General features: G+C 71.5%; 13 protein-coding genes. 6 read left to right on the plus strand and 7 right to left on the minus strand.

Annotated features, from left to right (window positions below; all coding sequences use genetic code 11):
* Nucleotides 1-19: 19 nt before the first annotated feature.
* The 4 genes from sucD to VGN50_RS09290 form a co-directional block, all read right to left on the minus strand.
* A complete protein-coding gene (gene sucD, locus VGN50_RS09275) occupies nt 20-913 on the minus strand; it encodes a succinate--CoA ligase subunit alpha (protein ID WP_327444470.1) in 894 nt (297 codons plus the stop codon).
* 19 nt (nt 914-932) lie between these two features.
* On the minus strand, nt 933-2,126 hold the full coding sequence (gene sucC / locus VGN50_RS09280; RefSeq protein WP_327444471.1) for an ADP-forming succinate--CoA ligase subunit beta: 1,194 nt from the start codon (nt 2,124-2,126) through the stop codon (nt 933-935).
* A 155-nt stretch (nt 2,127-2,281) separates the two neighbouring features.
* Nucleotides 2,282-3,292: a DUF3048 domain-containing protein gene (locus tag VGN50_RS09285; protein ID WP_327444472.1), complete on the minus strand. Its 1,011-nt coding sequence runs from the start codon at nt 3,290-3,292 to the stop codon at nt 2,282-2,284.
* A gap of 46 nt (nt 3,293-3,338) precedes the next feature.
* Entirely contained in the window at nt 3,339-4,310 is a 972-nt protein-coding gene (locus VGN50_RS09290) for a threonine dehydratase (RefSeq protein ID WP_327444473.1), read from the minus strand.
* A gap of 44 nt (nt 4,311-4,354) precedes the next feature.
* On the opposite strand from VGN50_RS09290, the gene VGN50_RS09295 reads away from it, so the two are divergent.
* Entirely contained in the window at nt 4,355-6,268 is a 1,914-nt protein-coding gene (locus VGN50_RS09295; protein WP_327444474.1) for an alpha/beta fold hydrolase, read from the plus strand.
* A 6-nt stretch (nt 6,269-6,274) separates the two neighbouring features.
* Here the strand turns inward: VGN50_RS09295 and VGN50_RS09300 are convergent, their stop codons facing one another.
* On the minus strand, nt 6,275-6,676 hold the full coding sequence (locus VGN50_RS09300; protein ID WP_327444476.1) for a cobalamin B12-binding domain-containing protein: 402 nt from the start codon (nt 6,674-6,676) through the stop codon (nt 6,275-6,277).
* 164 nt (nt 6,677-6,840) lie between these two features.
* Here VGN50_RS09300 and VGN50_RS09305 point away from each other — a divergent pair, with 164 nt between their 5' ends.
* Nucleotides 6,841-7,842 (plus strand): lipase family alpha/beta hydrolase, encoded by a 1,002-nt coding sequence (locus VGN50_RS09305; RefSeq protein WP_327444477.1) that lies wholly within the window; start codon nt 6,841-6,843, stop codon nt 7,840-7,842.
* Between the two features lie 102 nt (nt 7,843-7,944).
* Complete coding sequence (locus VGN50_RS09310; RefSeq protein WP_327444478.1) at nt 7,945-8,784, plus strand: M23 family metallopeptidase; 840 nt, start codon at nt 7,945-7,947, stop codon at nt 8,782-8,784.
* Between the two features lie 60 nt (nt 8,785-8,844).
* On the opposite strand, the gene pcrA is transcribed toward VGN50_RS09310, so the two are convergent.
* Nucleotides 8,845-11,280, minus strand: a complete 2,436-nt coding sequence (pcrA, locus tag VGN50_RS09315) for a DNA helicase PcrA (RefSeq protein WP_327444479.1) — start codon at nt 11,278-11,280, stop codon at nt 8,845-8,847.
* Between the two features lie 45 nt (nt 11,281-11,325).
* On the opposite strand from pcrA, the gene VGN50_RS09320 reads away from it, so the two are divergent.
* Genes VGN50_RS09320 through VGN50_RS09330 form a run of 3 tightly spaced genes read left to right on the plus strand, consistent with a single transcriptional unit; the run spans nt 11,326 to nt 14,281 of the window.
* Nucleotides 11,326-12,147, plus strand: a complete 822-nt coding sequence (locus VGN50_RS09320) for a uracil-DNA glycosylase (RefSeq protein WP_327444481.1) — start codon at nt 11,326-11,328, stop codon at nt 12,145-12,147.
* Between the two features lie 36 nt (nt 12,148-12,183).
* Nucleotides 12,184-13,164 carry a quinone oxidoreductase gene (locus tag VGN50_RS09325; protein ID WP_327444482.1) on the plus strand — a complete coding sequence of 327 codons (981 nt, stop codon included), beginning with the start codon at nt 12,184-12,186 and terminating at the stop codon, nt 13,162-13,164.
* A gap of 25 nt (nt 13,165-13,189) precedes the next feature.
* A complete protein-coding gene (locus VGN50_RS09330) occupies nt 13,190-14,281 on the plus strand; it encodes a DNA polymerase IV (RefSeq protein ID WP_327444483.1) in 1,092 nt (363 codons plus the stop codon).
* A 34-nt stretch (nt 14,282-14,315) separates the two neighbouring features.
* Here VGN50_RS09330 and VGN50_RS09335 read toward each other — a convergent pair whose 3' ends face one another.
* Entirely contained in the window at nt 14,316-14,672 is a 357-nt protein-coding gene (locus VGN50_RS09335; protein ID WP_327444484.1) for a hypothetical protein, read from the minus strand.
* Nucleotides 14,673-14,688 lie beyond the last annotated feature (16 nt).

The raw sequence follows: 14,688 nt of genomic DNA on the forward strand, positions 1-14,688 counted from the left end.
TGCGTGCGGAGCAGGCTGGCTACTTCTGCAGGCCCTTCATGATCTCGCGCATCAACTCGGCCGTCGCAGACGGCGTCTTGCCGACCTTGACGCCCGCGGCCTCGAGGGCCTCCTGCTTGGCCGCGGCGGTGCCGGCGGAGCCCGACACAATGGCGCCGGCGTGGCCCATGGTCTTGCCCTCGGGCGCGGTGAAGCCCGCGACGTAGCCGACGACGGGCTTGGTGACGTGCTCCTTGATGTATGCCGCCGCGCGCTCCTCGGCGTCGCCACCGATCTCACCGATCATGACGATGGCGTCCGTCTCGGGGTCCTTCTCGAAGGCCTCGAGGCAGTCGATGTGGGTGGTGCCGATGATCGGGTCGCCGCCGATGCCGACTGCGGAGGAGAAGCCGAAGTCCCGCAGCTCGTACATCATCTGGTAGGTCAGCGTGCCCGACTTGGAGACCAGCCCGATGCGGCCGGGCCCGGCGATGTCGGCGGGAATGATGCCGGCGTTGGACTTGCCGGGGCTGATGAGACCGGGGCAGTTCGGGCCGACGATGCGCGTGGTGCCCTTGGTGCGCGAGTACGCGTAGAACTCGGCCGAGTCCTTGACGGCGATGCCCTCGGTGATGACCACGGCCAGCGGGATCTCGGCGTCGATCGCCTCGACGACCGCGGACTTGGCGAACGCCGGCGGGACGAAGATGACCGAAACGGTGGCGCCGGTCTGGGCGATGGCCTCGGCCACCGTGCCGAACACCGGGATGGTCACGCCGCCCTCGAAGCCCACACTCTCGCCCGCCTTGCGCGGGTTGACGCCGCCGACGATCTGGGTGCCCGACCGCAGCATGCGCTGGGTGTGCTTCATACCCTCGGAGCCGGTCATGCCCTGGACGATGACCTTGGAGCTCTCGTCGAGAAAAATAGCCATTGGTATGCCGTTCCTTAGGTCAGTTCGTCTGGCTGGCGGCCGAAGCCAGCTCCGCGGCCTTGCGGGCCGCGCCGTCCATGGTCTCTTCGATGGTCACGAGCGGGTGGTTCGCGTCCGCGAGGATGCGACGACCCTCCTCGACGTTGTTGCCGTCCAGCCGCACGACGAGCGGCTTGGTCGCCTCGTCGCCGAGGTTGTTGAGGGCGCCCACGATGCCGTTGGCGACCGCGTCACACGCGGTGATGCCGCCGAAGACGTTGACGAACACCGACTTCACCTGCTCGTCACCGAGGATGATGTGCAGGCCGTTGGCCATGACCTCGGCCGACGCGCCGCCGCCGATGTCGAGGAAGTTGGCGGGCTTGGGCGAGCCCTGGAACTCCTCACCGGCGTAGGCAACGACGTCCAGCGTCGACATGACGAGCCCGGCCCCGTTGCCGATGATGCCGACAGAGCCGTCCAGCTTGACGTAGTTGAGGCCCTTGGCCTTGGCCGCGGCCTCGAGCGGGTCGGCAGCAGCCTTGTCCTCGAGCGCCTCGTGGTCCGGGTGGCGGAACCCCGCGTTCTCGTCGAGCGTCACCTTGCCGTCGAGCGCGACGATGTCGCCGTCCTCGGTCTTGACGAGCGGGTTGACCTCGACGAGCGTGGCGTCCTCGTCGCGGTAGACCTCCCACAGGCGCTGCAGGACCGGAACGATCTTGGCGCCGGTCTCGGCGTCGAAGCCGGCGGTCTCGACGATCTCCTGGGCCTTGGCCTCGTCGATCCCCGTGTTGGGGTCGACCTCGACCCGGGCGAGGGCGTCGGGGCGCTCGACCGCGAGCTGCTCGATCTCCATGCCGCCCTCCTTGCTGCACATCGCCAGGTAGGAGCGGTTCGCCCGGTCGAGCAGGACCGAGAAGTAGTACTCCTCGGCGATGCGCGCTCCCTGGGCGACCATGACGGTGCCCACGGTGTGGCCCTTGATGTCCATGCCGAGGATGGCCGCGGCGGCCTGCTCGGCCTCGTCTGCGGTCTTGGCGACCTTGACGCCGCCGGCCTTGCCGCGACCCCCGGTCTTGACCTGGGCCTTGACGACGGTGACCCCGCCGCTCCTGGGGCCGATCTCCTCGGCGGCCGCGCGGGCCTGCTCGGGAGTGGTGGCGATCGCACCGGCGAGCACCGGCACGCCGTGCGCCTCGAACAGGTCTCGAGCCTGGTATTCGAACAGATCCACGTCTGACGTCCTCGTCTACGGAAGGGGTGTGGTTCGGCCCCGAGACTAGTCCTGTCGGCCACCCACAGAGCGCCCGGGTGTCGCAGGCTGAGCACAATGGGACCAATCTCACCGTGACCTCATCGGCCCCCGAGGGCTGCCGTGAACGACGGCCGTCAGCTCACCGTGACGCGGTCCCCCGCACTGACCAGCAGCACCCAGACGGTGCCGGTCGGCGCGAACGTGACCTGCGTCCCTGCCGCGCTGAACGCGGTGGGCGCCGTCGCCGAAGGCCTGGTCCAGGTGCCCCGCCAGACCCGACCGTCGCGCAGGACGGTGGCCGCCCCGTGGCCGATGACCTCCGCGAGGGGGGTGTGGACCCCGTTCACGTCGCGGTTCGCCGTCAGGTGCGTCTGGACGTACTGCACGACCACAGTCGTGGCGCCGTACTGCTGGCCCGTGGGGCTGACGTCAGGCTGACCGTTGCTGGTCACGAGGTACTGCCGGCGGGCGGCGTTCCAGACCAGCGACTCCGTCGAGGACGGCCACGCGGCGGCGACGGAGGTGGCGGGCGCTCCGGGCGACGCCGGTGGGCCGTACCGGAAGCCGATGTCGCGGGCCGGTACGCCGCCGCCCGCTCGAGCGAGCAGCTGGCCGGTGTTGCCGATGACGTTGTATGGCGCCGGGCGTGAGTGGTCGCGGTAGAAGCCGCGGCTGCCGTAGTCGAACACGAGGTTGACCTGGTGTCCCGTGGCGAGCACGCCCACGGTGTAGCTCGACGCACCCGAGTAGGCCAGCGCGACCGGCCCGTAGTTGGCCAGGAGGTCCTTGTCGGTCTCGCGGCCCGAGCGCACCGGGCCGACCAGCGGCGGCAGCTGTCGGCTGAAGACTGCCATCAGACGGGTCAGGCCGCCCTCGACCGGCTCGACGTAGACGATGTCGGCCTGGGCCAGCCCGATGCGCGGACGGCCTGCGGGGGTGTTGTCGATCTTCACGGCGAGCACGGCGCGTCCGCTCAGCGGCACACCTGGCAGCGCCGGGGCGCTCGGCTTCGCCACCGGTGCGGAAGCCTTGGTCGCCGACGTGTGGGCGGGGACGGCCGGCTTGCCCGAGCACGCGGCGGCGAGCGCGACGGCGGTCAGGCAGGCAGCGAGGCCGCCCACAGTCCGAGGGGCGCGGGACGACATGCGCCGAGGATAGGACTGCCTGGCCCCCCGCGGCCCGCATTGCCGCTCACGGTCGGGGTGTCGACCCGGCCAGGACCTCGGCGAGGACCGACGCGTCGCAGTTGCCCCCGCTGTGGACCACGGCGACCCGGGCTCCTGACACCCGGTCGCGTTCGGACAGGAGCCCGGCCAGGGCGATGGCGCCCGCCGGTTCGGGCAGCTGGTGAGTGGTGCGCAACATGACGCGCATCGCCTCGGCCGATGCATCCTCAGGGACCGCCAGCACCCGGGCAGCCCCCCGGACGATGCGCTCGACCGCCTCGGGCACGGGGGCGCGGCAGGCCACCCCGTCGACGAACGTGGGCGCCTCCGGCGTGGTGCGGACCTCGCCGGCGACGAAGGACAGAGCGGTCGCCGGTGCCGCCTCGGAGACGACGCCGACGACCTCCGTGGAGAGCCCCAGCAGGTCGCGCACCCCGATCAGGCCGCAGATCCCCGAGCCCATGCCGACCGGGACATAGACGGCGTCCAGCGGTCCCGCCGCGTCGAAGAGCTCCTTGGCATAGGTCGCCACGCCGACCACGAGATCGGGGTGGAAGGCGGGCACCGGCTCGAGGTCGAGCTCCTCCCCCAAGCCCATGGCGTACTCGCGGGCCTCCTGGAAGTCGCGCCCGTGGACGATCAGCTCGGCCCCGAACCCCTTCATCGCGGCGTTCTTGTCGGGGCTGTTCCCCTCCGGCACCACGATCACGGCCCGGAGCCCGGCCGCGCGCGCGGCATACGCCAGCGACTGTCCGTGGTTGCCCCTGGTCGCCGAGACGAAGCCCTTGACCCAGGGCCGCTCGTGCCTGGCCCGCTCGACGTAGACCAGGCCACCCCGCACCTTGAACGCCCCCGTCGGGGTCTGGTTCTCGTGCTTGACCCACACCTGCGCGCCGACCTCGCGACCCAGCAACGGCCAGGAGTATGCCGGCGTCGGCCCGAAGTGCCGGCGCACCACCTCGGTGGCCCGGTCGAGCTCGGCCCTGGTGAAGGTCATGCTCGCGAGCGTAACCGCGGACCACGGGGCGTCGTTGAAGGAACATGTCGCCCCTGCGCCGGTCCTGGCCCGCCGTCCCCCTCGTCACGGCCGTTGCGGCCCTCGCCGCAGCCGGCCTGTTCATCGCCGGTCAGCCGGCCTCTGCGCAGACGACAGCGCAGACTTCGGCGCAGACGACCCAGACCCTCGACACCGTCGACACCTACACGGGGCTGACGTTCTCGGTGCCGGCCGGCACCGACGACCTGGGGCGGCCCCAGACCTGCACGATCGACGCGGACCTCTACAAGCCGCACAGCGCCAACGCCTCCTCGCGGGTGCCCTCGATCCTCACGACCAACGGCTTCGGTGGCAGCAAGAGCGACCAGGCGGGGCTCGGCCAGGCCTTCGCCAAGCGCGGCTACACCGTCCTGTCGTACACCGGCCTCGGCTTCCCGAACAGCGGCTGCAAGATCTCCCTCGACGACCCCGGCCGCGACGGCGTTGCGGCGAGCGTGCTGGTCACGTTCCTGGGCGGGGGCGGATCCGCGGCATACACCTCGTCGTCGGTCGGCGGTGTCGCCGGCGGAGCCGGCACGCTCAGGGCGGACTTCACCCAGCTCGACAACCCGGCCACGCACGACCCGCGCATCGGGATGATCGGCGGTTCCTACGGCGGCCAGATCCAGTTCGCCACTGCGGCCGTCGACCACCGGGTCGACACCCTCGTCCCCCTGATCACCTGGAACGACCTGCGCTACTCCCTGGCACCGAACAACACGAGCTTCAGCCAGGGCGTGACCTACGCGGACTCCAACCCGGGCACCGAGAAGATGGGCTGGACCGACCTGTTCTTCGGCGTGGGCATCGAGGATGGCATCCAGGGAGCGAGCTACGACCCGACCCGCGACGTCGGCTGCCCGAACTTCGTGCAGGAGGCCTGCGCCGCCAAGGCCACGCTGGACACGCTCGGCTACCCGACTGCCGACACCTACGCGCTGACCAACCGGGTCTCGGTGGGGCACTACCTGGACAAGGTCACCATCCCGACCTTCCTCATCCAGGGCGAGAACGACACCCTCTTCAACCTCCAGGAGGCCATCGCCACGTACCGCGGCCTGAAGGCGCGCGGTGTGCCGGTGAGCATGGCGTGGCAGTCCTGGGGGCACTCGGGTGGGGTCAACGGCAACAGTGGCGCCGCTCCGGGTGAGCTGGACCTGACCGGCCAGCACATCGAGGACACCTATCTCGGCCTGCGCATCAAGAACTGGTTCGACCACTACCTCAAGGGCGCGAAGGTCTCGACCGGCCCGCAGTTCGCGTACTTCCGCGACTGGGTGTCCTACACCGGCAGCGCCGCACCCGCCTACGCAAGCGCACCGGCCTACCCGACCGGCACGCACCAGACCTGGTACCTCTCCTCAGCCGACTCCCTCGTGTCGTCGAAGGCGGCGATCCTGCCCGGCTCGACCAGCTGGTCCAACCCCGGCGGCGGTGCAGCGGCCTCGTACTCGGAGATCTCGGGCCTGGAGGGCCGGGTCTCCCTGCCCCCCGGCGTCACGGCCCCCTACGACACCCCCGGGACGTTCGGGGCCTGGTCGACGCCGGTGCTGACGAGCCCGGTGACCGTCGTCGGGCCGCCGACGCTGGACGTCCGGTTCGACTCTCCCGCGGTCGCCGCGGCCCAGAGCGCCGGTCCGAGCGGCCAGCTCCAGGTGTTCGCCAAGATGTACGACATCGCGCCCGACGGGACCAAGACCCTGGTCAACAAGCTGATCAGCCCGGTCCGCGTCGCCGACGTGACCCAGCCGGTGCACATCGAGCTGCCCGCGATCGTGCACCTCGTGCCGGCGGGTCACCGGGTCGAGCTGGTGCTGGCCAGCACCGACGCGGCGTACAAGAACGCGTATGCCGTGCAGCCGGTGACGGTCCACGCCTCTCCGACCGAGCCGGCAGCGTTCACGCTGCCGGTCGGCTGACGGGTGCTACTGCGGGGAGACGTTGCCCCGGACCCACTCGACGATCTCCGTCGTGGTGGCACCGGGGGTGAACACCTTGGCGACACCCAGCTTGTCGAGCTCGGGGATGTCGGCCTCGGGGATGATGCCGCCCCCGAACACCACGATGTCGGCCGCGTCGCGCTCCTTGAGCAGCTCGACGACCTTGGCGAAGAGGGTCATGTGGGCGCCCGAGAGGACGGACAGGCCGATCGCGTCGGCGTCCTCCTGGATGGCCGCCTCGACGATCTGCTCGGGGGTCTGGTGCAGGCCGGTGTAGACGACCTCCATGCCCGCATCACGCAGGGCGCGGGCGACGACCTTGGCGCCACGGTCATGTCCGTCGAGCCCGGGCTTGGCCACGACGACGCGCAGAGGAGAGTCAGTCATGCGCGCAGACTAGCCACTGGCGGCCATCGCTCGGCGGCCTGGGTGGGATCCGCCACAGTGAATGCCGCACGGGCCGCGGTAACCCGACATACCGACACGCCGGGTTGTGGTCCGCATCACGCGCGCGGCACCGGCACGCAGGCTAGGTTCGCCCTGATATGTCCGTGAGCGTTCCGCGCCCCTGTCGACCCACCGCACTGTCGCGGTCCGCGTCGGATGCCGCCTCGCGCCCGCTGGGGCTGGTGGGCCGGTTGGCTCGGCAGGCCCTGGGCACGGTCAAGGGGGCCACGGTGGCCGCCAACGACGTGGTCGGCGGCGGCGCCCGCGCACTCGCGACCCCGACCGGCCTCGTCGGCGCAGCAGTCGAGGTGGCCTGGGTCACCACCCACCTGGCGCTGTACCCCTGGGGCCTCGTGGAGCGCCAGAGCCTCGACACCCAGCTGGGGTACCGCGTCGAGCACCTCCCGCCGATCCAGCGCGGGCTGCTCATCTCGGACGTCGAGGCGGCCGGGACCCCGATCCTGCTGGTGCATGGCATGGTCGACAACCGCTCGATCTTCACCCTGCTGCGACTGGGTCTGCGCCGGCGCGGCTTCGGACGCGTCACGAGCATGAACTACTCGCCGTTCACCGCCGACGTGCGAGTGGCGGCCGCGCGGCTCGCCGAGGAGGTGGAGGCACTCGTGGCCGAGACCGGCTACGAGCGGATCCACGTCGTCGGGCACTCCATGGGCGGCCTCATCGCCCGCTACTACGTCACCCGGCTCGGGGGCGACGAGCGCGTCCACACCCTCGTGACCCTTGGGACGCCCCACCAGGGCACCTACACGGCATACGGGTGGCACAGCCAGCTCACCAAGCAGCTGCGACCCGGCAGCGGGCTCATGCGCGAGCTCGACCAACCGGTGCCCCACTGCGCGACCCGGTTCGTCGTCTACTGGTCTGACCTCGACCAGATGATCTTCCCCCAGCGCAACGCCGGCCTGGAGCACCCGGACCTGAGCGTCCGCAACATCGGCCTGCACGCGGTGGGCCACATGTCGCTGCCCATCCTCGGGAGCGTGGTCCACGGAATCTCCACGACGTTGGCCCACCTCGACCACGACGGGCACACCGTGACCCCCGGCGTGACCGAGCTGCGGCCCGAGCCCTCCCAGGCGTCCTGACGCCCGCCTCCGCCTTGGCGGCCGATTTTGGATCACGAACAGGTCACGCTAGCCTCGGACTCCCGTGTTTCCTCGGTTTCTCCCGCGCGCGAGGTCCTGCTCTTGAGTTCCGCTTCCTATGACGGGCGACACCGCCCCCCGGGCCGCCATCGCGCCCCGGCCAGGCGGTTGCACCTCCCCGTCGGCCTGCGGACCGGCTTCGTCCTGCCGAGCGCTGCCGCGGCCGCACTCGTCGTCTCGGCCACCGGCGCCACCGTCGTGCAGTCCTCGCCCACTTTTTTCGACCTCACCGGCTCGATGAGCACGACCCTTGCCGAGGACGCCGCAGCCGCGCAGTACGCCCGGATCGACGCCCAGCAGCAGCGCGAGCTCCAGGCTGGTGCGCTCCCGGGGGCGAGCGGGTTCGGCGGATCGAGCCCCGCTTCGACCCCCACGGCCGCCGGGACGGTCGCGGCGCAGCGGGTCGCCCGCAGCGCAGACCGCACCGCCCTGGCCAACCAGACTGCCGCTGCCGCCGCCGCACGTCAGCGGGCCTCGGCAGCTCTCGCGGCAAGCCAGCGCTGGGTCATGCCCATCCAGGGCGCGACCTTCACCTCCGGCTTCGGCTGGCGCTGGGGCCGCATGCACCAGGGCAACGACTTCGGCACCCCCGTCGGCACGCCCGTCGCGGCCATGTCCACCGGCACGGTTGTCTCGACGGGCTACGAGAGTGGCTACGGAAACCAGATCGAGATCAGGTACTGGGACGGCACGGTCTCGCTCTATGCCCACCTCAGCGAGATCAAGGCGTCGGTGGGCGACCTGGTCGCTCCCGGCCAGATCGTGGCGCTGTCGGGCAACACCGGCCATTCCACGGGGCCGCACCTGCACCTCGAGATCCACCCGAACGGCGGGGCGCCGATCAACCCCGCCCCCTGGCTGCACGCCCACCACCTGCAGTAGTAGCCGGCTCCGCTGCCTCCCGCAGCCCCCTCGCGCGCCCAGGCTTGATGGGTTGCGCGGTCAGAGCTTCTCGAGCGGGGCATACCTCAACAGGAACCGCTTGACGCCGGTCTCGCCACCGAAGTCGACGTGCGCCTGGGTCTTGTCCCCCTCGCCCTCGGTCTTGACGACCGTGCCGAGGCCATAGGAGTCGTGGGTGACCCGGTCACCGGCGTGCAGCGAGACCAGCGGCCGGTTGCCCGGCGAACGCACGCCGGGACGGGCGGCCAGCGTCGCCACGGCGGGAGTGCCGGGGCGGCGAGAGGTGGTGGCGGCCTCCGCGCGCTGCCACTGCACCAGATGGCCGGGGATCTCGTCGAGGAACCGGCTCGCCGGGTTGTACTGGGGAGCGCCCCAGGCCGAGCGCACCGCTGCCCGCGACAGGTGCAGCCGCTCACGGGCCCGGGTGATGCCGACATAGGCGAGGCGGCGCTCCTCCTCGAGCTCCTTGGGGTCGCCCAGCGCCCGCAGGTGGGGGAACGTGCCGTCCTCGAGCCCGGTGAGGAACACCACCGGGAACTCCAGCCCCTTCGCGGTGTGCAGCGTCATCAGGGTCACGACGCCGAGGTCCTCGGCCTCCTCGGAGTCGGGGATCTCGTCAGCGTCGGCCACCAGCGACACCTGCTCGAGGAAGTCCTCGAGGGAGGCCACCTCGCCGGTCGCCGCCCGCGTCTCGTCGAACTCCTGGGCCACGGCCACGAGCTCGGCGAGGTTCTCGATGCGGGTCTCGTCCTGGGGGTCGTGGCTGGCGCGCAGCTCGGCGAGGTAGCCGGACTTGTCGACGACGGCCTCGAGGAGGGCGCCGACACCCCGCTCGTCGTCCTCGTGGATGCGGCCCAGCTCCTCCAGGAGACCGGTGAACGCCTTGATCGCCGCGACCGAGCGGGTGGCGATGCCGGGGGCGTCCTCGGGCCGGCCGAGTGCGGCGATGAACGGGATGCGCTCCCGCTCGGCGAGGGCCGCCACGCACGCCTCAGCGCGGTCGCCGATCCCGCGCTTGGGCACGTTGAGAATCCGACGAAGGTTCACGGTGTCGGTCGGGTTGGAGATGACGCGCAGGTACGCCAGTGCGTCCTTGACCTCGCGCCGCTCGTAGAACCGGGTGCCGCCGACGACCTTGTAGGGCAGCCCGACCCGCACGAAGACCTCTTCGAGGGCACGGCTCTGGGCGTTGGTGCGGTAGAAGACCGCGACGTCCTTGGGCTTGACCCCCGCCGTGTCGCCCAGCTCGTCGATGGTCTTGGCGACGAACGCCGCCTCGTCGTGCTCGTTGTCGCCGACGTAGCCCACGATGAGGGCCCCGTCACCGCTGTCGGTCCACAGGTTCTTCTTACGGCGCTCGGGGTTCTTGGCGATGACCGAGTTGGCGGCCATCAGGATGGTCTGGGTCGAGCGGTAGTTCTGCTCGAGCAGGATGGTCCGGGCGTTCGGGTAGTCCTGCTCGAACTCGACGATGTTGCGGATCGTCGCCCCGCGGAAGGCGTAGATCGACTGGTCGGCGTCGCCGACCACCACGAGCTCGGCAGGGTCGACCACCGGCCCGTCGCCGACCGCCAGACCGGGTGTGCCGGCGGTACCACCGACCAGCTCGCGCACCAGCTGGTACTGCGCGTGGTTGGTGTCCTGGTACTCGTCGACGAGGACGTGCCGGAAGCGGCGCCGGTAGTGCTCGGCCACGTCGGGGAACGCCTGCAGGATGTTGACCGTCGTCATGATGAGGTCGTCGAAGTCGAGCGCGTTGGCCTGGCGCAGCCGCCGCTGGTAGCCGGAGTATGCCTCGGCCAGCATCCGCTCCTGATGGGTGCCCTCGACCACCTGGGACGCGAAGGTCTCCTCGTCGACGAGCTCGTTCTTGAGGTTGCTGACCTGGTGGCTGAAGGACCGCGGCGGGTAGCGCTTGGGGTCGAGGTCGAGGTCGCGCATCACCATGGCCATCAGGCGCTGGCTGTCGGCGGCGTCGTAGATCGAGAACGTGGACTTGAGCCCGACCTTGCCGGCCTCGCGGCGCAGGATGCGCACGCACGCGGAGTGGAACGTCATGACCCACATCGCCTTGGCCTTGGGTCCGACGAGCGCCGCGACGCGCTCGCGCATCTCGGCGGCGGCCTTGTTGGTGAAGGTGATCGCGAGGACCTGGCCCGGCTGCACGCCTCGAGCAGCCAGGAGGTAGGCGATGCGGTTGGTGAGCACGCGAGTCTTGCCCGAGCCCGCTCCGGCGACGATGAGCAGCGGGCTGCCCTCGTGGAGGACCGCCTCGCGCTGTTGGGGGTTCAGCCCCTGCAGCAGCGACTCGGGATCGGTGGGCTGCCCGCTCCCCTCCTCGGGGCCTCGCCCCTGCGCGGCGGCCTGGGCCCACGTGGGGACGCCGCGCTCGTCGACGGCAGTCGCGCGGGCAGCCGCAGCCGACGGCCGCTGGCCGGGCTCGGGGAAGGAGAGGTCGTCGAACAGCGTGCTCATATCGGCTCCAGCCTACGTGGCCCGGCCGACAGATAGGTTCAGCCCATGACCTGCGCCCACCCGGTCACCGGCCGGCCGTTCCCCTCACCGGTGCCCCCGGGCACCGGGTGGCCCGGGGACCCGGCCACCGCCGCCACTGCGGTCGCCGGCACGCCCGGCGAGGTCGTGGAGCTCGCACGGTCGGCGTCGGACGTCGCCGAGCTCGACGCGCGGGTCAGCGTCTGTCGCGCCTGCCCACGGCTCGTCGAGTGGCGCGAGTCGGTGGCGGTCACCGGCCGCCGGGCGTCGTTCGCCGACCAGCCCTACTGGGGGCGGCCCGGGCCTGGCTTCGGCGACCCGGCGGCCGAGCGTCTCATCGTGGGGCTCGCGCCGGCGGCCAACGGCACCAACCGCACGGGCCGGATGTTCACCGGTGACCGCAGCGGCGACTGGCTGTATGCCGCGCTGCACCGCGCCGGGTACGCCACCCAGCCACAGTCCTGGGCCAGCGGGGACGGCCTCGAGCTGCGCGGCATACGGATCGTGGCGGCGGTCCGGTGCGCCCCTCCGGCCAACAAGCCGACCCCGCAGGAGCGGGCGGCCTGCGCGCCCTGGCTGGACCGAGACCTCGAGCTCGCCACGCCACGGCTGCGCAGCATGCTGGCCCTGGGCTCGATCGCCTGGGACGCCTCGCTCGCGGCCGCGCGGCGGCTCGGATGGGCGGTGCCACGGCCCAAGCCTGCCTTCGGGCATGCCGCCGAGGCGGTGCTGACCACCACGGGTGGACGCGAGGTGCGCCTCGTCGGGTGCTACCACGTGAGCCAGCAGAACACCTTCACCGGCAAGCTGACCGAGGCGATGCTCGACGCCGCCATCGCCCGCCTCTGACGCGAGACAACCAGCCTCGGACCGTAGGGTGGCACGGTGACTATCGCGCGCAGACTCGTCGTCCCCCGCACCGGTGACTCCTCCGTCCTGGAGGTCCAGGACTACGACGTGAGCCCGCCCGGGCCCGGCGAGGTCACGGTCGAGGTCGCCGCTGCCGGGGTGAACTTCATCGACGTCTACCAGCGGCAGGGCGTCTATCGGCTGCCCACCCCGTTCGGCTGCTGTTCCGAGGGCGCCGGCACCGTCGTGGCCCTCGGCGAGGGCGTCGACAGTGTCGAGGTCGGCGACCGCGTGGCCTGGGCCCAGGGACTCGGTGCGGCCGCGACGCTCACCAACCGTGCGGTCGACACGCTGGTTCCCGTCCCGGACGGGCTCGACCTGGAGATCGCGGCGGGGGCGATGTTGCAGGGCATGACCGCGCACTACCTGGTCAACTCCACCTTTGCCGTCGGCCCGGGCACGGTCGCGCTCGTGCACGCCGCCGCGGGCGGCGTCGGGCAGCTGCTGGTGCAGATGGTGACCGCCAAGGGAGGCCGCGTCATCGCGACCGCCGGCTCCCCCGAGAAGCTCGAGATCGCTCGCCGTCTCGGTGCCAGCGCCGCGATCGACTACCGCGAGAGCAGCGACCTGGCAGCCGAGGTCCGTGAGGCCAACGGCGGCCAAGGCGTGGACGTGGCCTACGACGGGGTCGGCAAGGCGACCTTCGACGCGTCGCTGGCGTCGCTGCGTCCCCGCGGCATGATGGTGCTCTTCGGTGGAGCGAGCGGTCAGGTGCCACCGTTCGACCTGCAGCGGCTCAACGCCGGCGGGTCGCTGTTCGTCACCCGCCCCACCCTGGTGCACTACACCGCCACCCGCGGTGAGCTCCTCGAGCGCGGCACCTCGGTGCTCGGGGCACTGGCCACCGGAACGCTGACGCTCGAGGTCGGTGGCCGCTACGCGCTCGAGGACGCGGCCGCGGCCTACGACGACCTCGAGAGCCGCCGCACGACGGGCAAGCTGCTGCTCATCCCCTGACACCGCCGACCGGCATGATGGCGCCATGACGCAGCCCTCACCGTGGGTCCTGCACGTCGACCTCGACCAGTTCATCGCGGCTGTCGAGATCCTGCGGCGCCCCGAGCTCGCCGGGCTGCCCGTCATCGTCGGAGGCCGCGGCGACCCCACCGAACGGGCGGTCGTGTCCACCGCGTCCTACGAGGCCCGCGCGTTCGGGGTGCGCTCCGGCATGCCCCTGAAGACCGCAGTGCGACGCTGTCCGGAGGCGGTGCTGCTGCCCGTCGACGCGCCGGCCTACGACGCCGCCTCGGCGGTCGTGATGCAGACGCTGCGGGGTATGCCGGGGGCAGTCGTCGAGGTGCTGGGCTGGGACGAGGCATTCGTGGGAGTGAGCACCGACGACCCGGTGGCCTATGCGCATCGGATCCGGGCGGCCGTCCTCGACGCCAGCGAGCTGCACTGCTCGGTCGGCGTCGGCGACACCAAGGTCCGCGCCAAGATCGCGACCGACTTCGGCAAGCCTCAGGGCGTCTTCGTCCTGACGCGGGAGAACTGGTTCGAGGTGATGGGCGAGCGCCCGACGATCGCACTGTGGGGGGTCGGGTCGCGGATCTCCCAGCGGCTGGCGGCTCTGGGCCACACGACGGTGCGCGAGCTGGCCGAGGCCGACGAGAGCGCGCTGGTCGCCGAGTTCGGGCCGGCCATGGGTCCGCACTACCGGCGGCTGGGCCGCGGGGTCAGCTCTGCCACCGTCGACGACACCCCGTGGGTCGCCCGGGCGCACGGCCGCGAGACGACCTACCAGTCGAACCTCGTCACACCACAGGAGGTGTCCGACGCCGTGCGAGCCCTCGCGGCCCTGGTCGTCGCGGACATCCGCAACGAGGGCCGGGCCTGCGCCAGGGTGTTCCTCAAGGTGCGGTTCGCGCCCTTCTTCACGACGAACCGGGTGCGCAAGCTGCCGGAGCCCACCTTCGACGTCGACACGATCGCCGAGACCGCGCTCGACCTCCTGCGCGAGCTCGGCGACGAGCGGCCCATCCGGCTGCTGGGGGTCCGGGCGGAGATGGTGCCGCCCGAAGGCGGGTATGCCGCGCCTCGCACCACCGGCCGGGGCGGACCGGCGGCCGGCTGACCGGTCAGCCGGGCCTCGGGCCCGGAACGCGCTCCTACAGCCAGAGGGCGGCGACGAGCACGTTGAGCGCACCGAGCGCGCCGCCGGCCGTGACGAGGGTCTTGGGGTCCTCGCCGCGGCGGGCCCGGGCCCGGGCGATCTCGAGGCAGGCGACCGCCGCGAGCGCGACCACGAGCTTGACGCCGACCGCGGCGTGGTTGAGGTGCTTGTCGAGCGAGTGCACCGACTCGGCCAGCCCCACGAGGACCAGGCCCGTCACGATCTGGGCGCGCGCGCCGTTGACCATGACCTCGAGGGCCGTGAACCCACGCAGGGAGGCGAACCACCCTCCGACGAGGGCGGCCATGCCGAGCAGGTGCAGGACGACGATCAGGTCGTAGACCACGTTCATGAGCGCGAGCCTACCG

The organism is Pedococcus sp. (assembly GCF_036000045.1).
Lineage (GTDB): Bacteria > Actinomycetota > Actinomycetes > Actinomycetales > Dermatophilaceae > Pedococcus.

Coding starts and splice junctions, on each gene's coding strand:
- sucD (WP_327444470.1), bottom strand. CDS start 913: ATGGCTATTTTTCTCGACGAGAGCTCCAAGGTCATCGTCCAGGGCATG.
- VGN50_RS09285 (WP_327444472.1), bottom strand. CDS start 3,292: ATGTCGTCCCGCGCCCCTCGGACTGTGGGCGGCCTCGCTGCCTGCCTG.
- VGN50_RS09290 (WP_327444473.1), bottom strand. CDS start 4,310: ATGACCTTCACCAGGGCCGAGCTCGACCGGGCCACCGAGGTGGTGCGC.
- VGN50_RS09295 (WP_327444474.1), top strand. CDS start 4,355: ATGTCGCCCCTGCGCCGGTCCTGGCCCGCCGTCCCCCTCGTCACGGCC.
- VGN50_RS09300 (WP_327444476.1), bottom strand. CDS start 6,676: ATGACTGACTCTCCTCTGCGCGTCGTCGTGGCCAAGCCCGGGCTCGAC.
- pcrA (WP_327444479.1), bottom strand. CDS start 11,280: ATGAGCACGCTGTTCGACGACCTCTCCTTCCCCGAGCCCGGCCAGCGG.
- VGN50_RS09320 (WP_327444481.1), top strand. CDS start 11,326: ATGACCTGCGCCCACCCGGTCACCGGCCGGCCGTTCCCCTCACCGGTG.
- VGN50_RS09330 (WP_327444483.1), top strand. CDS start 13,190: ATGACGCAGCCCTCACCGTGGGTCCTGCACGTCGACCTCGACCAGTTC.
- VGN50_RS09335 (WP_327444484.1), bottom strand. CDS start 14,672: ATGAACGTGGTCTACGACCTGATCGTCGTCCTGCACCTGCTCGGCATG.